This window comes from Microbacterium sp. LMI13-1-1.1, from assembly GCF_040815625.1.
In the GTDB taxonomy this organism is placed as follows: Bacteria; Actinomycetota; Actinomycetes; order Actinomycetales; family Microbacteriaceae; genus Microbacterium; species Microbacterium forte.
In genome coordinates, this window is the sequence record NZ_JBFPNL010000005.1 from 504047 (window position 1) to 524572 (window position 20526).

Annotated in this window: 17 protein-coding genes and 1 pseudogene; 9 read left to right on the forward strand and 9 right to left on the reverse strand. The window is 62.8% G+C overall.

All coding sequences use genetic code 11. The features are described from left to right. Positions 1-125: 125 nt before the first annotated feature. The 5 genes from MRBLMI13_RS09370 to MRBLMI13_RS09390 all read left to right on the forward strand — a co-directional run bounded on the left by MRBLMI13_RS09370 (position 126) and on the right by MRBLMI13_RS09390 (position 7634). On the forward strand, positions 126-2906 hold the full coding sequence (locus MRBLMI13_RS09370) for a DEAD/DEAH box helicase family protein (protein ID WP_367822038.1): 2781 nt from the start codon (positions 126-128) through the stop codon (positions 2904-2906). Continuing rightward, positions 2903-4141 carry a restriction endonuclease subunit S gene (locus tag MRBLMI13_RS09375; RefSeq protein WP_367822040.1) on the forward strand — a complete coding sequence of 413 codons (1239 nt, stop codon included), beginning with the start codon at positions 2903-2905 and terminating at the stop codon, positions 4139-4141. Before MRBLMI13_RS09370 ends, MRBLMI13_RS09375 begins: the two co-directional genes overlap by 4 nt. Further along, positions 4138-5040 (forward strand): GIY-YIG nuclease family protein, encoded by a 903-nt coding sequence (locus MRBLMI13_RS09380; protein WP_367822042.1) that lies wholly within the window; start codon positions 4138-4140, stop codon positions 5038-5040. Before MRBLMI13_RS09375 ends, MRBLMI13_RS09380 begins: the two co-directional genes overlap by 4 nt. 216 nt (positions 5041-5256) lie before the next feature. Continuing rightward, entirely contained in the window at positions 5257-6159 is a 903-nt protein-coding gene (locus tag MRBLMI13_RS09385) for a DUF3800 domain-containing protein (RefSeq protein ID WP_367822044.1), read from the forward strand. Continuing rightward, positions 6156-7634, forward strand: coding sequence for an N-6 DNA methylase (locus MRBLMI13_RS09390; protein WP_367822046.1), 1479 nt, complete (start codon positions 6156-6158; stop codon positions 7632-7634). The genes MRBLMI13_RS09385 and MRBLMI13_RS09390 overlap by 4 nt, the downstream gene beginning before the upstream one ends. A gap of 16 nt (positions 7635-7650) precedes the next feature. Here MRBLMI13_RS09390 and MRBLMI13_RS09395 read toward each other — a convergent pair whose 3' ends face one another. From MRBLMI13_RS09395 to MRBLMI13_RS09405, 3 genes and pseudogenes are all read right to left on the reverse strand, one after another. Continuing rightward, positions 7651-8739: a hypothetical protein gene (locus MRBLMI13_RS09395; RefSeq protein WP_367822048.1), complete on the reverse strand. Its 1089-nt coding sequence runs from the start codon at positions 8737-8739 to the stop codon at positions 7651-7653. Positions 8740-9138: 399 nt separating this feature from the next. Further along, positions 9139-9519: pseudogene (locus tag MRBLMI13_RS09400) on the reverse strand (DUF4839 domain-containing protein). Positions 9520-10454: 935 nt separating this feature from the next. Further along, the gene (locus tag MRBLMI13_RS09405) at positions 10455-10706 is read right to left on the reverse strand and encodes a hypothetical protein (RefSeq protein WP_367822050.1); all 252 of its coding nucleotides are present in this window, start codon (positions 10704-10706) and stop codon (positions 10455-10457) included. Between the two features lie 194 nt (positions 10707-10900). Between MRBLMI13_RS09405 and MRBLMI13_RS09410 the strand changes: the two genes are divergently transcribed. Next, entirely contained in the window at positions 10901-11158 is a 258-nt protein-coding gene (locus MRBLMI13_RS09410; RefSeq protein ID WP_367822052.1) for a hypothetical protein, read from the forward strand. Between the two features lie 162 nt (positions 11159-11320). Here the strand turns inward: MRBLMI13_RS09410 and MRBLMI13_RS09415 are convergent, their stop codons facing one another. Next, positions 11321-11755 (reverse strand): hypothetical protein, encoded by a 435-nt coding sequence (locus tag MRBLMI13_RS09415; RefSeq protein WP_367822054.1) that lies wholly within the window; start codon positions 11753-11755, stop codon positions 11321-11323. Between the two features lie 677 nt (positions 11756-12432). Between MRBLMI13_RS09415 and MRBLMI13_RS09420 the strand changes: the two genes are divergently transcribed. Then, positions 12433-13518, forward strand: coding sequence for a type I restriction endonuclease (locus MRBLMI13_RS09420; protein ID WP_367823090.1), 1086 nt, complete (start codon positions 12433-12435; stop codon positions 13516-13518). 492 nt (positions 13519-14010) lie between these two features. On the opposite strand, the gene MRBLMI13_RS09425 is transcribed toward MRBLMI13_RS09420, so the two are convergent. Then, a complete protein-coding gene (locus tag MRBLMI13_RS09425; protein ID WP_367822056.1) occupies positions 14011-14679 on the reverse strand; it encodes a DUF6998 domain-containing protein in 669 nt (222 codons plus the stop codon). 55 nt (positions 14680-14734) lie between these two features. Between MRBLMI13_RS09425 and MRBLMI13_RS09430 the strand changes: the two genes are divergently transcribed. Next, positions 14735-15382 carry an HAD family hydrolase gene (locus MRBLMI13_RS09430; protein WP_367822058.1) on the forward strand — a complete coding sequence of 216 codons (648 nt, stop codon included), beginning with the start codon at positions 14735-14737 and terminating at the stop codon, positions 15380-15382. Positions 15383-15424: 42 nt separating this feature from the next. Here the strand turns inward: MRBLMI13_RS09430 and MRBLMI13_RS09435 are convergent, their stop codons facing one another. Then, entirely contained in the window at positions 15425-15790 is a 366-nt protein-coding gene (locus MRBLMI13_RS09435; protein WP_367822060.1) for a hypothetical protein, read from the reverse strand. A 313-nt stretch (positions 15791-16103) separates the two neighbouring features. Between MRBLMI13_RS09435 and MRBLMI13_RS09440 the strand changes: the two genes are divergently transcribed. Further along, a complete protein-coding gene (locus MRBLMI13_RS09440) occupies positions 16104-16592 on the forward strand; it encodes a hypothetical protein (RefSeq protein ID WP_367822062.1) in 489 nt (162 codons plus the stop codon). A 91-nt stretch (positions 16593-16683) separates the two neighbouring features. On the opposite strand, the gene MRBLMI13_RS09445 is transcribed toward MRBLMI13_RS09440, so the two are convergent. The 3 genes from MRBLMI13_RS09445 to MRBLMI13_RS09455 are packed head-to-tail and all read right to left on the reverse strand — an operon-like array spanning position 16684 to position 20526. Beyond that, positions 16684-17577: a metallophosphoesterase gene (locus tag MRBLMI13_RS09445; RefSeq protein WP_367822064.1), complete on the reverse strand. Its 894-nt coding sequence runs from the start codon at positions 17575-17577 to the stop codon at positions 16684-16686. A gap of 40 nt (positions 17578-17617) precedes the next feature. Further along, positions 17618-18646: a LacI family DNA-binding transcriptional regulator gene (locus tag MRBLMI13_RS09450; RefSeq protein ID WP_367822066.1), complete on the reverse strand. Its 1029-nt coding sequence runs from the start codon at positions 18644-18646 to the stop codon at positions 17618-17620. Beyond that, on the reverse strand, positions 18643-20526 hold the full coding sequence (locus MRBLMI13_RS09455; RefSeq protein ID WP_367822068.1) for an ABC transporter permease: 1884 nt from the start codon (positions 20524-20526) through the stop codon (positions 18643-18645). The genes MRBLMI13_RS09450 and MRBLMI13_RS09455 overlap by 4 nt, the downstream gene beginning before the upstream one ends.

Genomic DNA, 20526 nt, shown 5'->3' on the forward strand with positions numbered 1-20526 from the left:
ATCGCGGTGCCGTCCTACGAATCACGTGACAGGACGCACCACGCCGTTGTCGTGAGGCTGTCGACCCGGCCCGTTTGCGTCAGACTTCGCTCAGTGCGTCGGGGCCGCCGATAAGCTCTCAACTGATGGATGAGAGTGCGGGCGCCCAGCTGGCGGCGGAGCAGAGGGCGCGGGTGGAGATCGACCGCCAGCTCGTTGCTGCCGGCTGGTCTGTTCAGGACCGCAAGAACCTCAACCTCTTTTCTCCGCAGCGCGGGATAGCCGTGCGCGAAGTCATCATGAAGTCCGGGCACGGGCGGGTCGATTACCTGCTCTACGTCGACAAAGCAGTGGTCGGCGTGATTGAAGCCAAGCCGATGGGCACGCCCCTCTCGGGCGTGGAGTGGCAATCGGCAATGTACGCCACCGGTCTTCCCGACGACGTGCGCAAGAAGTCGCTCGCCCCCGAGGGACGTCTGCCCTTCGTATTCGAGGCCTCCGGCACTGAGACTCACTTCACCAACGGGTTCGACCCGGTGCCGCGGTCACGACGCATCTTTAACTTTCCTAAACCGGAGACGTTGGCCGCCACGATCCGTTCCGCCAACGACAAGCCGTCGGTGGCACCCACGTGGCGTGGAAAGGTTCTGGAACTTCCTACCCTCGATCAGTCGGGCCTCCGCCCTGCTCAGATCGATGCGGTAAAAGGCATTGAGCGCAGCCTCGCCGAGCAGCGCTTCGCACGTTCATTGGTACAGATGGCGACCGGTGCGGGCAAGACGTACACCGCGGTCACCGAGGCGTATCGGCTGCTGAGATGGGGTGGCTTCAAGCGGGTGCTGTTCCTCGTCGACCGCAACAACCTCGCCGATCAGACAACGGGCGAGTTCCAGAACTACCGGACACCCGATGACGGTCGACGCTTCACCGAGCTTTACAACGTCGCGAAGCTCACACGCGGCGGGATGCCGGATTCCACGAAGGTCGCGATCTCGACGATCCAGCGAGTCTTCAAGGCCATCAAGAATGAAGACGTTCCCGAGGGCGATGACCCTGGCCTGGACGACTTCGCGCCAAACGAGCCGGTGACCGTCGCGTACAATCCTGACCTTCCGCCAGAAGCCTTCGATCTGGTGATCGTCGACGAGGCGCACCGCTCCATCTACGGCGTGTGGCGAGGCGTGCTCGAATACTTCGACGCACACATCGTCGGGCTCACGGCGACGCCGAGCAAGCAGACCTTCGGATTCTTCCAGCAGAACCTCGTCTCTGAGTACACGTACCAGCAGTCGGTAGCTGACGGCGTAAACGTCGACTTCGACATCTACCGGATCAAGACACAAATCACCGGGAACGGTTCGACGATCGATGCGGGAACATACGTGCCAACCGTCAACCGCGGTACCCGTGAGCAAAAGCTGGTCAAGCTGGATGCCGATCTCGACTACGCGCCGGGCCAACTCGACCGCGCGGTGACGGCGAAGAGTCAGATTCGTCTCGTGCTCGAGACCTTCCGCGACAAGCTCTTCACTGAGATCTTCCCCGGCCGACACACCGTGCCGAAGACGCTGATCTTCGCCAAGGACGACAACCACGCAGAGGAGATCGTGCAGACCGTGCGCGAGGTGTTCGGCAAAGGCAACGACTTCGCAACGAAGATCACGTACTCGGCGAAAGACCCGAAGGGCTACCTCAAGGCCTTCCGCACCAGTCCCGCCATGCGCATCGCGGTCACCGTGGACATGATCGCCACCGGTACCGACGTCAAGCCGTTGGAGTGCGTGATGTTCATGCGCGACGTGCGCAGCGGCCAGTACTTCGAGCAGATGAAGGGGCGTGGTGCGCGCACCATCGATTCGGCAGATCTCCGTTCGGTTACCGAGGACGCCGAGGCGAAGACCCGGTTCGTGATCGTCGACGCGATCGGCGTCACCGAGCACGACTTCGTCGAGCCGCCCCTGAACCGCGACAGATCGATCAGCCTCAAGAAGCTGCTCGACAAGGCCGCCACGCTGAACCTGAGCGAGGATGAGACCGCGACTCTCGCCAGCCGCCTGGCCGCGCTGGACCGGCAACTAAAGCCCGAAGAACGCGCCGAGCTGGATGATGTCGCGCACACGTCGATGCATGCGATCGTGCGAGCGCTGGTCGGTGCCGTGGATACTGAGAAGCAGGCAGAGGCGATCGCCGCGCAGCCAGACCGCGCGCCCGCAGACGTGATCGAGGAGATGCTCGAAAAGGCCACTGAGCCGCTCGCTGCGAATCCCGAGTTGCGCACGCGGATCATCGAACTGCGTCGTCTGAAGGATCAGGTGATCGACGAGGTTAGCGCCGATGTGCTCAACGAGGCGTACGGCGTGCAGCGGACAGAGCGTGCAAAGGAGATCGTCGAGTCCTGGCGCGAATACTTGAACGAGCACCGTGCGGAGATCACCGCGATCCAGTTGATGTTCGAGGCAAAAGGGCGGGGCATCTCTTTCGCGCAGATCGAAGAGCTCAAGGAGCGGATCGCACGTCCGCCGCACAACTGGACCGTCGACCTGATCTGGAATGCATATCTCTCGCTCGAGGTCGAGTACCGAGGCCGCCCCGAGAACCGCGATCGGCACGGTGTCACCGACCTCATCTCACTGCTCCGCCTCGAGGCTGGAGTCGATAATGCTCTCGTGCCTTACGCCGAGCAGGTCGAGGCGCGCTACGCGAACTGGCTGACGCGCCAAGAACAGGCGGGTGCGACCTTCACCGTGACTCAGCGGTGGTGGCTAGACAAGATGATGCAGGTAATTGCCTCCTCTGCGGAGTTGGATGCTGATGACCTTGAGAACGCACCATTTGATGAGCGAGGCGGCATCGACGGCGCTCTCCGCGATCTCGGTGACAATGCGGGAGACATCATCGAAGAACTGAGTCGGGAGTTGGCCGCGTGAGCTGGGAGAAGATTAGGCTCCGCGATCTAGGCACATGGTACGGCGGAGGCACGCCGTCAAAATCAAACCCCAGCTTCTGGACCAATGGCGACGTGCCTTGGTTGTCCCCAAAGGACATGGGGCCCGAGATCCTGCACAGCACGACGGACCACGTGACAGCAGCGGCAGTAATAGGGTCATCGACCAAACTCGTACCCGAGGGATCGATTGCCGTCGTCACTCGCTCGGGCATTTTGGAGCGCACAATTCCCGTGGCCCTGGTTCCGTTTGCCACCGCTATGAACCAGGACATGAAGGCCGTGGTTCCGCGCGACGGAATCGATCCGCGGTGGATCGCCTGGGGTCTACGAGCATTCGAGCGCGATCTCTTGAGAGACACGCGCAAGGCGGGGACGACCGTCGCATCGATCGAAATGCCGCGATGGTACGCCTTCGAGCTGCCTGTTCCAACCTTGGGGGAGCAACGCCGTATTATCGCGATCCTCGAGGATCATCTGTCCCACCTCGATGCTGCGGAGAGCTATATCCGCCAGGCGCGCCGGGGGGTGGACACTCTGAGAACGGTCACGCTTGCGCGACTGCATGAGTGGCCGACCGCCTCGCTTGCGAGCCTTGCGACAGACGCCGGCTATGGGACCTCGGAAAAATGTGTCGCTGAAGGCCCCGGGCCTGCGGTTGTTCGAATCCCCAACCTTGTGGACGGCACGATCGACCTGAGCGACGAGAAGCGTGTAGCCAATTCTGGTGCTGACGTTGCAAAGTCCATGTTGTCCGAAGGAGATCTCCTGATCGTTCGCACGAATGGATCTCTTGATCTCATTGGTCGATCAGCTGTCGCGCCTGCTGATCTTGACGCTGCTTTCGCCTCCTACCTGATCCGCTACCGACTTCGTTCCGACCTGGTCCGTCCGCAGTGGGTCCACGCAATGCTGTCGACGCCGCAGCTTCGCCTAAGGATCGAGAAGCTGGCGGCGTCGAGCGCTGGTCAACACAATCTGAGCCTTGGCAAACTCGACTCACTGGCCATCCCGCTTCCGACATTGGCTGAGCAAGACCGGTTACTGGACAGTTTCTCTTCGCTTGATGCCGACAGAAGACGATTCTCGAACGCGATCGCATCTGCGCGCCTCCGTTCAACGGCCCTGCGTCGTTCCCTGCTTCTGGCTGCCTTCTCGGGCCGTCTGACAGGATCCTCGACCGAGATGTCAGAAGTTGCCGAGATGCTCGACGCATGACAGGCAAGCAGGTCAAGCTTTTCCTCGCTGACGGGACGCCGGGCGGCCTCACGACCGCCGAGATCACCAACTGGACCGGCAGTATCGTTTCAGCGCGCAGGTCTGATTTGGCTGAGCTCGTCGCACGCGAAGAAGCCGAGCGCACTGGCGTGTACCTTCTTCTCGGCGAAGACGAGCATGCCGTCGGCGGCACTCGATGCTATGTCGGTGAAGCAGACACGGTGGCAACAAGGTTGCGCAGCCATGCCAAGGAGAAGCCGTTCTGGAGCCAAGCGGTCATCGTCACGTCCAAGGACACGAACCTCACGAAATCGCACGTCCGATACCTCGAGTCGCGTCTGATCGAACTCGCCACGCAAGCCGGCCGCGTCACGCTCGAGAACGGCACCGCTCCCCCGCGACCACGACTCCCCGAGGCCGACCTGTCCGACATGGAGTATTTCCTCGGGCAGCTGCAGATCGTGCTCCCAGTTCTCGGAGTGAATGCCATACGCGTTCGTCCCACAGCAGGAGCATCCGGATCGTCCGAGTATGCCGTATCTCCAATCTTCCGACTGAAGAATCCGAAGCAAGGCGTCGATGCGAAAGCCCAGCAGATCGACGGTGAGTTCGTGATGCTCAGCGGCTCACTCGTGGTTCCGGTGTGGCACGGCGTCGGCAACGCTGCCAGCACGCAGCGAGCATACGCGAGCTACCGAGCCCGCCACGAAGAACTCGTTGCCGACGGTTCGATTATGGTCGAGAACAAGACGGGACGCACCACGCGAGACCTCGTCTTTTCGTCCCCGTCAACGGCCGCAGCAGTCGCACTGGGCCGCTCATGCAACGGTCGCGTCGAATGGGTGAGTGTCGAAGGATCGTTCGGGGTCTGGGAGAGCCGTGGTGTCGCGGATGCGTAAGCGGACCGACAATGGTCGCGCGCGGCGGTCCAGTCTGGGGATCTCCATCCCCCAGGCCTCTCCACGAAGCGCAACTGGGGAGATCTCTTCTCGCCTCACCCATCTTTGTGAGTTAGGATCAGAGTTGGTAGCTAAGGATGAAAGAGTTCCTCGAGCGCCGATTCGAGAAGCCCACGCGCAAGCGTGGGCTTCTGCGTTGACGGGATAATCGTAAACATGCTGTTGGCGTACATCGACGAGATCGGCGAGACCGGTTCCTTCGTCGACCGAACGCATCCGCGGTTCAACACGAGCCCCGCGTTCGGCTATGCCGGCTTCATCATCCCGCACCAGAATGCTCGACAGTTCGGCGCCATCTTCGCTGAGCAGAAGCAGACGCTGTTCCGAACGGAGATTGGGGCCGCTGAACACCCTGGCCGCTGGGAGCGCAAGGGCGCGAGCATCTTCCGCCCGGATACCGACCGAACCTACCCACAGCAGATCCGCGTGTTCGGTTCTCTCGTGCGTCGGCTCCGCACTCTTCAGGGCAACCTGTTTTACTACGCCGATGAGAAGCCACTCGGCTCCCCTAAACAGACGAGCCTCAACACCGAAGAGCGCGAGACCGCAGCGATGCGAGAAGCGCTCAACAGGATCGCTCGCCACGCCGACTCTTGCGACCGCAACGTGATGGTGATGATCGATCAGATCAACGAGAAGACGCGAGCCACCCGCCTACCCAAGATGTACAGCCATGTCCTAGGCCGTGCCTCCGAACATCCGGAGATGAGACGAATCATCGAACCACCTATGCACATCGATAGCGTGCTGAGTTCGAGCATCCAATTCGCCGACTGGGTTGCTGCCTGCGTCACCAGGGCTATCGAGTATCAGCTGATCCGAGATTCTCCCTACGAGTGGGTCACGACGACGCCGATGCTCAGGTCCTTGCGCGGTGCGTTCACCCACGAGTCGAAGGTGCACCTGTACCTGAAGTCGATCGTCGACCTCAACCATTCGGAGATCTTCAACCGGACGCGGCGTGTTCACCCGACTCCGGATGGACAACTCCTCAGTGCGTCCGTCGACCCCTCGGTTCTCAGAAGGATCCATGCGGCCGCCGAGAAAGGAAACCGATGACTGATTCCCGTCGCCTGGTCGACAAGCTCGATTCGTTCCGAAACCTGTTGCGTGATGACGGCGTTGGCGTGCTCGACTACATCGAGCAGCTCACGTACCTGCTGTTCCTCAAGATGGCGCACGAGCGTGCTAACCGTAAGCTCCAGCCGCAGCAGATCGTGCCCGAGGAGTACTCGTGGCAGCGCCTGCTCGACGCTGAAGGCGTGGCGCTGGAGTTCGAGTACACCAAGATCCTCGTGGGCTTGGCGAACCAGCCCGGTACTCTCGGCGTCATTTTCCGCAAGGCGCAGAACCGCATTCAAGACCCAGCCAAGCTCAAACGCCTCATCGTCGACCTCATCGATAAGGAGCAGTGGTCGGCATCCGGCACCGACCTCAAGGGCGATGCCTACGAGCAGCTGCTCGCCAAGGGCGCTTCAGACAAGGGCTCAGGAGCGGGTCAGTACTTCACTCCGCGCGACCTGATCCAGGCCATCGTCGACGTTGTACGGCCCAATGCCGACGATTCCGTGGTCGACCCCGCCTGTGGCACCGGCGGGTTCCTGCTTGTCGCCCACGACCACGCGTCTCGGAATGCCGAACACCTCACGCCGGTACAGCGCGACCGGCTGCGCGACGACTTCGCCCACGGCACCGAACTCGTCGACGGCACGGCACGCCTGGCCGCGATGAACCTGCTCCTGCACGGCATCGGCACTCCAAACGGCAAGTCCCTCATCGACGTGCGCGACGCTCTGATCAACGACCCCGGCGATCGATACTCCGTCGTGCTGTCGAACCCGCCGTTCGGCCGAAAGTCGTCGATGACAATGGTCGGCGCCGACGGACGGGAGTCGAAGGAAAACACCGAGATCGAGCGTGCCGACTTCGTCGCCACGACGAGCAACAAGCAGCTCAACTTCGTACAGCACATCATGACGATTCTCGAAATCAACGGACGAGCCGCCGTCGTACTCCCCGACAACGTGCTCTTCGAAGGCGGCGCCGGCGAGGTGCTGCGACGAAAGCTGCTGAACGACTTCGACCTGCACACGATTCTTCGCCTGCCCACCGGTATCTTCTACGCGCAGGGCGTGAAGGCGAACGTGCTGTTCTTCGACAAGAAGCCCGCGAGCGAACTTCCGTGGACGCGCAAGATCTGGGTGTACGACCTGCGCACCAACCAGCACTTCACGCTCAAGCAGAATCCGCTGCGCCGTGCACACCTCGACGAGTTCGTCGAGTCGTACCTACACGGAAACTCGCGCGAAGAGCGTGTGGAGTCCGAACGCTGGAAATCGTTCGACTACGACGAGCTGATCGCCCGCGATAAGGTCAACCTCGACATCACCTGGCTGAAAAACGACTCTCTCGACGATCTCGCCTCGCTGCCATCGCCGGACGTCATCGCTCGGGAGATCGTAGAGGATCTCACCGCAGCTTTGGCTGAGTTCGAAGCCGTTGCTACCGCGCTCGAGGAGTCGATCGCTGAGTGAATATACGTCCTCCTTGTCAAGGGCGCCAGACGAGCTGATCGTTGTCAGTGTGAGTCGTCCACGCCTGGGTGATGATCGCCCGCATAGTGGCTGCGTCCGTGGCTTCAAATGAATCCGCGGAGATCACTACAACGCCGACCCTGACTTGCAGGATCGAGTGGAGTTCCTGTACGGCGGCCTCCACGGATAGCCGCAGCCTCTCATTGGTGAGTGAGAAGTTGTTGCATATCAACATGACAACCGCGGTGGTTGTGGTCCTGGGCGGGCGACCGCGCAGGCCGGTATAGACGAGGCCAGCTTTGAGGCTCATGGCTGCGGCGCCGATCCGAGTGACGGCGTCGCGTATTCGGGGGATAAGGAGGCTGGGGGTCGAGACGGCCTTTAACTCGATTGCCAGCTGTCCCCAGTTGCTGTCGGTGTCTGGCGAGAGCAGCACATCAAGGATATAGACCCGTCCGTCAACGGTGGTCAGACGAACATTGCGGCGTGGACGGGTCTCACCTGTGTACGCCTGCTGTAGCCGCTCGAACAGAGCAGTTTCCCAGTCCCGCATTCGATCCATCAGAGAACTCACGGCGCCAAACCTGTTTAGGTTCGTCATGTCGGACCCCGAGCGTGTCGGCCCGCCTGGCCCCGCCGAATCTGGCGAACCAGGCTCAGTATCGGCTAGTTCGACAATCGCGGCTACCCCACGATGTCCTAGATCCTCCGTGACCTCTTCTCGGAGTTTGGAATCGACTTCAGTTGGGGTGGCATCTGATAGCGCGGCCAATTTCGTCTCAAGATCGATATCTTCCAAGGCGTTCTGCGTTGTTTGGCGAGCATGCCACGCGATTAGGCCGACCACAACTGAAAGGGCGCCGACTAAGCCGAGGACGATCGGGGCAGCTGGGAACGCCCCCTCCTGAAAGTCTCGAAGACCGTCCTGGCGCTCGAGGATCAGCTCCTTCGCAGTACCAGTAAGGTCATCAAGTTCATGTTTCGGGATCGTGAGAATCTCTGTGGACTGAAAAAAGATCCACGGCAGCACGAACGCGGACGCGACGAGGACGAGGCCAGCGGAAACGATGAACTTATAAAAATGGCCGAAGTCGAACTGGGGCACTGGCAGTTCCGAGCAGTAGAGGATTAGTGTTTCGCTCACCCTAGGGGATGGGGGGCGAGGTGACCACTCGCGACAGGGATAAGCGGAAACTCGGGCAGGGCCCAACCCTCCCCCTCTCCGCGACCGCCGCTCCGTTTCGCTCGCATCGAGGCGGGTGATGGTCGAGCCGCCCGATGCCCAAGGTCGGCAGGGCGCAGGCGCTAACATGCAGCGACACTGGGTCGGATGGCCCCGAACCGCTCAGCCTGCCGCGCGGCTGGGGGTAAGTGCGACGACGAAGTTCGCGACAATCACGGACACCCCGCGATCCCGTGATCGCTGGCGCCAAGTGCGAGGCCGCTGGGGCGAGTGCGGTGGGATCCACCGCACTCGCCCCAGATCAGACCACCGTGAAGAATCTCAGCGGACGAGTGCCGTCACCGGCTCGAGCAGGAAGAGGATTGTGTCCGGCTCGTACGCACCCACACGAGCGACCACGTGCAGATTGTTTCCGACGCCGACGGAATCGGGCACGTCGCCGGTCGGATTCAGATCGTTTGTGACGTTCACATCGCGGAACTGGAAGTTGGGGCCATCGAACGACTGCGTCTCGTTGTAGTCGCCGACACTGATGAGGATGCCTTACCGCGTCGTGTAGCCGTCGTGAGAGTTCATCGCTCCGATGGCACCATCGAACTCAATGGTCTGGCCTTCATACTTCGTCGCGAACGCTTCGGCCGTCGGGCCATCCTGAGGCCCAGTGAGGAGTGCTACGAGATCCGTATTGTTCGAGGCGGTCAGAGTGACCTACTCAGGTGTTGCCGTCGGCTCTGGTGCTGTGGTCAGCTCAGGAGTCGGCTCCGGTTCATCGCGGGGCGTTGAGCTTGGCGAGGCCGTCGCCGCCGGTTCTGCGTCGCCTCCCCCGGAGGACAATGCCACGTTGACCACGACGATGGTCGCGACTACGGCGAGCACTCCGCCGATGACGGCGAACGGCTTCCATGAGACGGGCGTCTTCGGCTTGCGAAAGGAAGGTGAGGCGTCAGTGACTCGAAGCGACGAGCGCACGCGCCAGCTCGGCAACTCGAGTGATCAACTCTTCTGGCCCGCTGAGATCCACTACATGTGCCACCACCACGGTCCCCGTGGCCGCGATCGGTACCGCCTCGGCTCCACATCTCCCGACACGTACAGCAGATGCACCTCGGGCACCTGCGCTGTGCTCGCGTACGTCAGCCCTTGGTACACGTCGGCGTTGGGGGGGGCAAGTCATCATTCTCACCCCACACTTTGTGCTGGTGTCGGCCACCGCGACAACCCGGCCGTAGTGTCCAACCGCCAGTCCGACACCTGCAGATCGACTTCGAACCCTTCGGGCTTCAGCGTCGGCGGAAGCCCCGACCCGACGAAGTCCTCCTACACCTTCGCGACGTTGAGCAAGAACGCCGAGCCGAAACTCGCGCCCTCTGTCTGCGCTCAGGACCTCGCTTCGAGGATCCAGTGCACGAGGCGCAGTGCCGGCTCGGGTTAGAGAATGACCACGAGTCACTCAGACAGTTTCCGATGTCGCTCGAGGAAAACATGACTGCGAGGCGCAGCGGCCACAGGTTCCGCTCGGGGGCCGCCCGAGTTCGAGGCCGGAGTGGCCGGGATCGAACGGTATGTGTTTTTGGGAGACCAATCAAGGCATAGAAAAGGTGCGCGGATTCCCTGCGCACCTTTCTATGCCTTGAGCCTCACGCCTCCTGGCGTACCGGCCTCCGGGTCATGGTTCGGACTTCGCCGCGCTCGATCTGCCCATTGGCAGCATGCAACGCTTCGACAAGCTCTGCGTTGGAGAGGACTCGCCGCTCGTAGTCCGAGATAACCGTCACGGGTTCTAACGTGACGGTCCCAAATGGGCTGGTGGTTACCCGGTAGTCGCGATCAGCCTGAACGATCTTGCCGAGGCTGAGTCGGCCCCGAGCATCTGAATGCACGAGTGTCATGGTCGGTGTGTTCCTTCGGTTGTCCCCGGCTCTCGTGTCCGGGCAAGCCCCGCCTGTGCGAGGTTCTGATCAGGGCTATTCCAAGCTCTCGATCACCTAGTGGTGAGCTAGTGGTTCCAATGTAGCACGGGAAATAGGGTAGTGGGGGAATCGGGGCATTTGGGTTCTGACCCACCGTGCTATATCCTACAAGGATGGAAGTTTCCTTCGCCAACGACGCTGGTGACGTCGTAGATCAGCTGCGTGAGCACGTGTACGAACGACTCTGGGACGTCCTGGACCAGATCATGAAGGATCCCGATGAGGCCCCGCATGCGCCGTGGTCCGAACACGTATCCTCACTGAATCTGTGGGGCACGAAGATCCCGGGCACCGACTACACGGTGTTCTGGCGCATCGAGGACGACGACATGCTGTATGTTGCCGTCGTCACGCCTGATCTCGGCGTCTGACGACAGGTCGCTCTTCTCCGCGGCCCCGGCGTGGATTCGCGATGCGAGCGCGCCCTCTATGGCGCTCGACGTGCCGGCGAACGTAGCGACAATCTGGCTTAGAACGACGATCACGCTTGTGTTCGGCCGGTCGATCGCCGAGGTGCGCGCGATCCTGAAGCGCTACGTCGCCTGTTCACTCAGTCGGCCGCCGGTACCGCACATGCGTGGCCAATGGTGAGCGCAGCACCTCCGCCGACTCGAACCCGAACTCCTCCACCCCGTCGAACATCCGCTTCCGGACCCCAACAGCACCGGAGTGATGTCCAGCGCCAGCTCATCGATCACCCGGTCGTGCAGCGCCTGCCGCACGACCGCCGCACCGCCCACGATATCCACCCCCGCACCACCGGCAGCTTCGGCCGCCGCCGCATATGCCGCGTCGAACCCGCCGGTCACGAAGTCGAACGTCGTCCCTCCCTCCGTCTCGATCGGCTCGTGCGTGTGATGCGAAAGCACGAACACCGGCGCGCGGTACGGCGGCTCCCCGCCCCACCGGCCGCGCCAGTCTTCCTCCCTCTCGCCCACGGATCGGATCGAACAGGTTTCGACCATCACGTGCGCACCGCAAGGCCGTCCGAGCCACGAGGTGGCCGCGTCGTCGGCATCCGTCGCTCGTGTATCGCCGAGGTGCCAGCGATGCAGCTCGATGCCGCCACTCCGAGGGGGTTGTCGCGGTTCTGGTAAGGACCGGCGACGAACCCGTCGAGCGAGATGGACGTGTGGCAGGTGGAGCCGGACATCATGCTCGTTCGATCGGTCAAGCGCTCACAGGGGCCTGGGCATACGTCCCGGACTAGCGTCGCGGGCGAGCGTGTCAAGCTCGTCGAGCAGCTCGCGCTCCTCATAACGGAAGTGGCTCTCCATGATGGCGCTGATGCCCTCGCGATGGGACGCCGGCTCCGCGGCGGTCGCGCCCCGACGAGCACCGACTGCAGCCCGTTGATGAGATGGCAGATCATCGAATGATCCTGCATGGCTTCCGGATCGCGGCGCCCAGCTCCGGATGATCCTCCACGAGTGCGGGGAGCAGCATCCGGTCCTCGCCCTCGTGATGCCTGGTGAGTGCGGTGTAGAAGCCATGGCAGGACACCAGCAGATCACGGATGCCGCATCAGCGCGCTCGCCGCCGAGCGGAGACCCCGCGCACTTCCGCAGCCCAGCTTTCTGTCCCGATGTCCCGGCATTCCGCTATCGTCTGGATAAATGCGTGTTCAACGAAGATCGGAGTAGCGGTGGAGTTCTCGGAGCGTCTCGATTCCCTGGCGACCAAGGTGAAGAACCAGGCAACGGCAATCGGGACGGAGGAGGCGACGAAGAACGCCTTCGTGATGCCGTTCATCTCGACCATCCTCGGGTACGACGTGTTCGACCCACTTGAGGTCGTCCCGGAGTTCACGGCAGACGTGGGCACCAAAAAGGGCGAGAAGGTCGACTACGCCATCATGTGTGATGGTGAGGTGCAGATCCTCATCGAGTGCAAGCCGTCGATGGGTGCGCTCAAGATCGAGCACGCGTCACAGCTGTTCCGCTACTTCTCTGTCACCAATGCCCGGATCGCGATCTTGACCAATGGCGTGGTCTGGCAGTTCTACACCGACCTCGATGCTCCGAACCGCATGGACGCGAAGCCGTTCCTCGTCCTTGATCTGCTCGACATCGACGAGACGCTCATCCACGAGATCCAAAAGCTGAGCAAGGAGAGCTTCGATCTCGACTCGATCATCAGCGCCGCAGAGGAACTCAAGTACATCGGAGCGCTCAAGCGCGAGATCGCGGCACAGTTCCGCGAGCCCACCGACGAGTGGATCAAGTTCTTCGCGACGCGCGTGCTCGATGGTTCCTACACGCAGAAGGTCCGTCAGCAGTTCACGACTCTTGTGAGCAAGGCCGGTCAGCAGTTCCTTACGGAGCGGGTCAACGAGAGGCTCAAGACTGCGCTGGGCGTCAGCGGGATCACTCATACGTCGACGGCGCCAGCACCCGCCAGCGCCGAGGTAGCGGAGGCAGACCTCGATCGGGATACAGAGATCGAGACAACTCTGGAGGAGCTTGAGGGCTACCAGATCGTGAAGGCCATCGCTTGTGGAGAAGTGAAGCCACAGCGAGTGACCCACCGCGATGCGAAGAGCTACTTCGCCGTCCTTCTCGACGACAACAACCGCAAGCCGGTCGCGCGCCTTCATTTCAACGGCAAGCAGAAGTACCTCGGCCTGCTCGACGAAGAGAAGGTCGAGACGCGCCATGCTCTCGAGGAGCTGGACGAGATCTATGCTCATGCCGACGCGATCAGGGACGCCGTGCGGCGATACAAGGACTGAGTGCGTTGGGTACCTCGTCATCCCTGAGTACTCTGCACATCGGAGCAGCCGGCGAGCTCCTTACCCAGTACAAGCTGCTCAAGATGGGGTTGGATTCGGCACGCCTTACGACCGACTCCGGGGTCGACCTCGTCGTGTACGCGCCGGGAGCTACGCGGGCAACAACGGTTCAAGTAAAAACGAAGTACACCCCTACTCCGGCCGGTGGTACGGGGCGCTTGTCCCTCGGGTTTACATTTCCACATGACCTTCGGGCGGAGACCCTCGTCCTCGTCGATCTCAGTTCAGATCGTGCGTGGTTGATGACTCGCAACGAAGCTCTTGCCCTCGCGCAGCAGCATCGCCAGGACGGTTCCCGGCACCTTTATTGGTATGTGGGGTCCGATGTGCAGGGCGCGCGATCCGCTGAGGATCTTGAGCCTTATGCCTTGGAACTGAGAGCCGTACCGATCTTCGGCGGACGCGAACTCCTCCCTGATCGGGGGTGAACCTCTACGATCCCGCCAAGTCCAGGACGCGTCGAAAGTCCGCCGTCACGTCTTCACCTTCACGCTCGACGACGGCCCTGGTCAGGTGATCCCCGTTCACATGGTCTGAGTGTCGAGCCAGTGAGCGCGCGACGTCAGGCGCGAGCTCGCGTGCCCAGATGAGGTTGTACGTACGGGAATCGAACAGGAGGAAGCAAGCGAGGTCGAATTCGAATGACCGAAAGGTCGAGAACTTCGTCGTACGGTTGCTCGCCTTTCCTACGGCTCGCGCCTTCACTTGAATGCGCTGAGACGCTTCGCTCAGCAGGTCATGTGACTTCACGGAGTTGTTCGCGAGCGTCCCGCCGTACACCTGCTGCGCGAGGTGCTCTGCGTAGTCTCCGACCGGTGCGTTGGCAGTGCGTATGACGCCGCGTGCCCGCAGTTCAGCGATGATGTCTGCATACTGGCCAAGAAGTGCGGGCGTCGAGTGGGCTTCGAGCGGGCGCGCGCTTTCGGTTGGAAAGCTAGCCAGGATGTGGGCGACGTGGTCGTCATTCAGCTCAAGCGACTTGGGCATCGGGCGCAGCTCGGGGTACTTCGACCTCAGAGCGGACCGGATGTTCGCGACCGGGATGTCGTAGCGGCTCGAGATCTCGATTAGGGACCTCGGGAGAATCGTCGAAGCTTCCATGCTCCGATCATGGCCTACGCCGGTTGGTGACTGTCTGCCCCGCTACATTGTTCCGATGCCTCCCATCCGCGCCGTGCTCTTCGACCTCGACGGCGTCGTCCGTCACTTCGACCCCGAGAACGTTGCGCGCATTGAGCGGGCTCACGAACTCGAACGCGGCTCCATCGAGGCGATCGCCTTCGCTCCACACCATCTCGAACAGGTGACTACCGGTCGCATCTCTCGCCGAGAGTGGGTTGAGCGGCTCGGCGTCGAGCTCGGCAACGCGGCAGCAGCTGAGGCGTGGGGGAGTCAGCCCTTCCATGTCGACGAGGAGGTGCTCCACCTTGTCGATGAACTGCGAGCGAACGGCATCCGCACTGCGATCTTGACCAACGGGACCGACACGATTCCGGACGAGGTCGATTCGATCAACATCGGCTCTCACTTCGAGGCTGTTTTCAACTCCGCAGAGATCGGGTGGACGAAGCCCGACGTGCGGGCGTTCCAACACGTGCTCGATGAGATGCAGCTCGCACCGCAGGAGGTCTTCTTCACCGATGATTCGGCGAGCAAGCTCGTCGGGGCGGAGGAGCTCGGGATGCCGACACATCACTTCACGGGAGTGGCGGGACTTCGCGAGGCACTCCGAGCGGTGGGAGCACTTCACACGGCTCGACGTGATGTGTCGGTGGTTGACCCTGCGCAGTCTTGGAGCCACTGATCTGCGTGTTACCGCCCGCTGCGGGGCAGGGCCATTGGAGCCTCAATGCTGTGGGGGCAGGATCAACACGGTTTCGTATGAGTGAACTTCACCGTTGACGTCTCCGACGCTCGCGATCGTGTAGGGGCTGAGATTCAGCGTGTCGCCCGCATACAGCGGTGTCAGGTACGCCTGATTCGTCGGCTCCACCGAGTACAGGCTGCCGCGTCGAACCGCATTCAGCGCCTCGAACGAGTAGTGCCCAACGCAGAGCCGATCGCGGATTGCAGCCTTGGAATCCCCCGGTGCGACCAAGTACGAAGCGAGAGTCCCATCCTCCGCGTAGCTCACTGTGCCTTCAGCTCCCGCCCGCGGGCCGAAATCAGCCATGGCCGCGTATAGGTCCACATCAAGCAGCTCATCGTTCAAGATCGTGGAATCTCCGCGGGGCAGTCGACATTCCTGTGATGCTTCGGGCGCTGGCGTCCCGCTAGGCACTGGCGCCGCGCTTGAACCATCCGTTGTCGTGACCGTCGCTGGTGTCTCGACAGCTTCTGGAGCCAAGGCCGTACACCCGACGAGCGCTGCAGTGCAGAACGCAGAGACGAGGGCGACCGTGACGACGTTTGCGCGTTTCCACATGACCGCACGCTATCCAATGCCTGCGCTACAACACCAGCTGCCGCGCATCCTCTGCGGTCGTGGCTCCTGCCACTGTCGGCTGGACGAGTAAGTTGAAGCCATGTCGCTCCTTCGAACCGGCCGCCTCCCGCTTTATGGCGCCGCTTTCGTCGTCTTCTTGCTCGGTAGCCTGACCGGTTGCGCTTCGTCGCCAAACCTAGGGGACGAGACCTCGACGGCGCAGCCCTCGACAGCAACGCCGACGCCGACACCCACGTCGACTGCCGCCGAGGATGAAGCAACCTGTGCGGCGCTAGGCGACGTGCGGACCATTCTCTACAATGCGCGAGCCGCTTTCGAAACCGATCGCATGAGTCAGGACGAGCTGAGCCAGTGGGCGGACCTCGCCTCTCGGGTTCTCAGCAACACCCCTAGCGCCGACCACGGGTCAATAGCTGACACGGTCGACGCCGTGAAAGAGGCGGCTCCTGATGGGCAAACGCTTCTCGGGGCCTTCGCGTTAGGAGCGCATGACCCCACCGCGGACCTCGCGGCTGCGTGCGAAGCCGCCGGCTTCGCTGTTGTCATGTCCGGGTTTGTCGGCGGCTGACGGAAGACTGACCAGGGCACAGCCCTTGCCATCAGTGTGACTGTGGCCCACCACGCTGACCGCCTCGCGTCGCGCGACACATCTGACCCGCTCAACGAACGGGGCGCCGCTCCCGCCAAGAGATCCCCCGCCCAGCGATCCGCCGCCCGGCCTCCTCCGCCGCCACCGGCTCCCCGACATCCGCACCGACTTCAAGCCCGACGACCGAGTGCACGATCGTCCCGTCGTACACGTGCACGAGGTTGTACCCCTGCGCGGCATCCTGCCCACGCGTCGCTCCGACGGGCTGCGCCAGATCCTGCCCGTACGCACTCGATGACGCGGCCGACACCTGAATCCCCGCGAACGTGCCGAAGGACGGGTGATGGACGTGCCCCGAGAGGATCCCCCGCACATCCGAACCGCGCAGCACCTCAGCAAGGGAAGCCTGCTCGCGTAGCTCCACAGTCACCGCAAGGTCGAGCACCGTCGGCAGCGGCGGGTGATGGATCAGGAGCAGCGAGCCCTCCGGGGCGGGCGTAGCAAGCTCGGCCGCCAACCAGGAGAGCTGCGCCTCATCGACCCGCCCCCAGTGCTGCCCGGGAACTGTCGAATCCAGCACGATCACCCGCATCCCACCGAACCACCGCACCTCGACAACAGCATCCGAAGAGCCGCCGGCAAGCCCCAACTCCGTCCGCATCGCCCCACGCTCGTCGTGGTTGCCCATGGCCCAGACGACCTCACACCCCAGCGTCTCCACCGCCGGTGCCACCAACTCCCGCAACCGCCGATAAGCCGAAGCATCCCCCCGATCCGCGAGATCCCCGGTGAACAGGAGAGCGTCAGGGCGAAGCCCCGAGGACACCAGCCGCGACAACACAGAAGCGAGGTTCGCATCGGCATCCGCTCCACTCCCGTAGAGCGGCGCGCGTTCACCGGGAAGGTGCGTATCGGAGATGTGCACGAAGGTGTGCGATGGGCGAGAGTGCTCGGTGAGGATCATTTCTCTTCCAGTGAGACGACGAACAAGTACAGGACAGAAGTCAGATGGCCGCGGCAGTCGACCCGGGCACGAGAGTTCCCACGAACGGCTGCCGGACGGTCGGCGCAGAGTCGGCGTCAGAACTCAGAAGAAGCTGCATAGTCTCGACAGCCGCTGCCGCAACAGCCTCGACCGGAATCCGCAGCGTCGTAAGCCCCAGCAGGTCGGCACCGGGAAGGATGCCGTCGCACCCCGTCACGCTCACATCGCCGGGCACAGACAACCCCGCAGCACGCAGAGCGCGCATGACCGCGAGCTGCCGATAGTCCGACGCGCACATCACCGCTGTGGCCCCGGCGCGCACGGCATCCAGCGCTTCATCCACTCCATCGGTCGGCGCAGCCCCCGCAGACACCACAGTCACCGATGCCCCGCCAGCGACCAACGTCGACTCCATCGCCGACGCCCGCAGATGCTCTGCGAACGACACGTCCTCCGCACCGGAGAGCACGACCACCCGCCGATGCCCCAACGACAGAACATGCGAGGCCAGCATCCGCCCGTGCTCCGGATCGTCATAGTGCGCGGTATGAATCCGCTCCGCCGTCTCGACCCGCCCCGCGCGCACGATCGGCACCTGGTCGGCGAACGGCTCGAGCTGCGCGGCCGTGATGCCACCGGTCGCGACGATCAGTCCGGCCACGCGCATCCCGAGCAGCCGATGCAGCGCGTTCACTTGCTCGGCGCCCTGCACGTCGGCGCCGATCGTCACGGTCACGAGGTCGAGGCCACGCCTGTGTGCCTCATCCTGCAGCCGCGAGAACAGCAGGCCGTATGCCGGGTTGCTCGCGTCGCGCAGCATGAGCCCGACGGTGCCGGTGCGGCCGGCGGCGAGCTCGGCCGCCATCGTGTTGCGCACATATCCGAGGCGCTCGGCCTCGGCGAGGATCCGCTCCTGGGTCTCGGGAGCGAAGCGCCCCTCGCCCTTCAGTGCCCTGGTCGCGGTCGCGCGGGAGACTCCGGCAGCCGCGGCCACATCGCTGACCGTGACGCGCAGCCCCGGAGCATCCGGAGACGATGTACCACTCACGCGCGCGCCTTCTTGGCCTTGCGGGGCGCTCCGGCGCGCGAACCTCGTCCATACACGAGATACATGGTGACACCCATGATGATCATGAGCAGCACTGTATAGACGAACGTGATCGGCATCGCGTCGAGATTGTTCTCGCCACGCGTGCTCTCTTGGATCGCCACACCCAGCGGCTTGAACAGCGGGTGGTAGAGGAAGATCGCCGCGTCGTAGTCGTCGAGCAGGCTGTTGAAGTTCAGAGCCGTGATCGCCGCGGCCGTCGGCAGCACCAGCGGAACCAGCACCTTGCGGAACGTCGTCAGCGACTTCGCCCCGAGGATGCGCGAGGCGTCTTCGAGTGAATCGGGCACCGACGCGAACCCGGCCTTGAGCAGGCGCAGCGTGAACGGGATCTTCACGCAGATGTAGGCGATGAGCAGCAGGATCGGCGTGCCGGTGAGCACGAAGCCGCCCACGATGGCCCGCGGCTCGTCGAATGCGGTCACGAGGGCGAGCGCGATCAGCACGATGGGCAGGATCCATGGGATGTGCAGCACGTATTCGATCGCGGTCGTCAGCAGGTTGCGGTGCTTCTGCAGCATCCGCGCCACGAACAGCAGCCCGCCGACCACGACGATCGACGCCACGGCGCTGTAGACCACGCTGACGATGAACGGACGGATCGCCTCGGCGCTCGAGAACACGGTGATGTAGTTGTCGAGCGTGAAGCTGTCGAGCGTGATGGAACCGGCGAGGATGCTGCGCGCATCCACGAACGAGAAGATCACGATCAGCACGACCGGGATCAGGTAGATCACCCACAGCAGGTAGGCGATGACGTGAACGACGACGTTCGCGAACGGGTTGCGGATCTTCTGCTTCTGGATCGGCGTCGCCACCTTGGCGACCGAGAAGTACACGCCCGATTTCTCGAAGCGGTTCATGATCGCGAGCAGGATGATCGTCGCGATGCCGAGCACGATCGCCAGGAGTGCTGCGATGTCACGCGTGATGGGGCTGCGCGAGAGATCGATGATCAGCGGTGCGACGGTCTGGAAGTCGGGTCCACCGAGCACGAGCGGAGCGGTCAGCGCCCCGAGCCCGATGAGGAATGTGAGCACCGTGACGGCGAAGAGCATCGGCTTCATGACCGGCAGCACGATGCGGCGCAGGATCGTCCACGTCGACGCGCCCATGAGCTTCGCCGCCTCGATCGACGCGTAGTCGACCTTGCCGAGGGAGGACGAGAGGAACAGCATGTGGTTCGTCGTGGTCGCGAACGTCATCACGAAGACGACGGCGAAGTAGCCCGAGAACCAGTCGCGGTCCATGTCGGGCCACACGTTGACCATCATGTTCGTGAAGAACCCGAACCGGCCGTAGATGAAGTTGTATCCCGCGGCCAATACGATGCCGCCGTAGATCAGGGTCGTGGCATAGCCGAGCCAGAGGATCTTCGCGCCGCGCACCTGGAAGTACTTCGTCACCAGCACGATGAACACACCGACCACGTTGACCGTGATCGACAGGGTTACGGCGAGCAGGAAGCTGTTGCCGAGCGTCTTCAGCGCGCGCTCGCTGCCGAACAGCTTCTCGACGGCGCGGATGCTGAACTGGCCGTCGGGGAAGAACGTGACGCCGAGCAGGGCGGCGTTCGGCAGCACGAGGAAGGCGGCTGCGAACCAGATCACGATGATGCCCGTGATCCAGGCGAGCGGCGAGCGCAGCATCGCCTTCACGCTGCCGGGCTTTCCTCTTTTACGGGGCCGCGGTCCCGGCGTCTGACCCTCGACGACCGCGTGGGTCGTCAAGGAGCCGGCTTCTCCGGTCACGGCCGCTGACGGCGGGACCGCGGGGTCTGTGGGGTTCTGGGAGTTCTGCGAGTTCTGGGGAGTCGACAT

What these genes read in the sequence shown, in the direction of transcription:
- MRBLMI13_RS09370 (WP_367822038.1), top strand. Translation starts at nt 126, where the DNA reads ATGGATGAGAGTGCGGGCGCCCAGCTGGCGGCGGAGCAGAGGGCGCGG.
- MRBLMI13_RS09380 (WP_367822042.1), top strand. Translation starts at nt 4,138, where the DNA reads ATGACAGGCAAGCAGGTCAAGCTTTTCCTCGCTGACGGGACGCCGGGC.
- MRBLMI13_RS09385 (WP_367822044.1), top strand. Translation starts at nt 5,257, where the DNA reads ATGCTGTTGGCGTACATCGACGAGATCGGCGAGACCGGTTCCTTCGTC.
- MRBLMI13_RS09390 (WP_367822046.1), top strand. Translation starts at nt 6,156, where the DNA reads ATGACTGATTCCCGTCGCCTGGTCGACAAGCTCGATTCGTTCCGAAAC.
- MRBLMI13_RS09405 (WP_367822050.1), bottom strand. Translation starts at nt 10,706, where the DNA reads ATGACACTCGTGCATTCAGATGCTCGGGGCCGACTCAGCCTCGGCAAG.
- MRBLMI13_RS09410 (WP_367822052.1), top strand. Translation starts at nt 10,901, where the DNA reads ATGGAAGTTTCCTTCGCCAACGACGCTGGTGACGTCGTAGATCAGCTG.
- MRBLMI13_RS09425 (WP_367822056.1), bottom strand. Translation starts at nt 14,679, where the DNA reads ATGGAAGCTTCGACGATTCTCCCGAGGTCCCTAATCGAGATCTCGAGC.
- MRBLMI13_RS09430 (WP_367822058.1), top strand. Translation starts at nt 14,735, where the DNA reads ATGCCTCCCATCCGCGCCGTGCTCTTCGACCTCGACGGCGTCGTCCGT.
- MRBLMI13_RS09440 (WP_367822062.1), top strand. Translation starts at nt 16,104, where the DNA reads ATGTCGCTCCTTCGAACCGGCCGCCTCCCGCTTTATGGCGCCGCTTTC.
- MRBLMI13_RS09445 (WP_367822064.1), bottom strand. Translation starts at nt 17,577, where the DNA reads ATGATCCTCACCGAGCACTCTCGCCCATCGCACACCTTCGTGCACATC.
- MRBLMI13_RS09455 (WP_367822068.1), bottom strand. Translation starts at nt 20,526, where the DNA reads ATGTCGACTCCCCAGAACTCGCAGAACTCCCAGAACCCCACAGACCCC.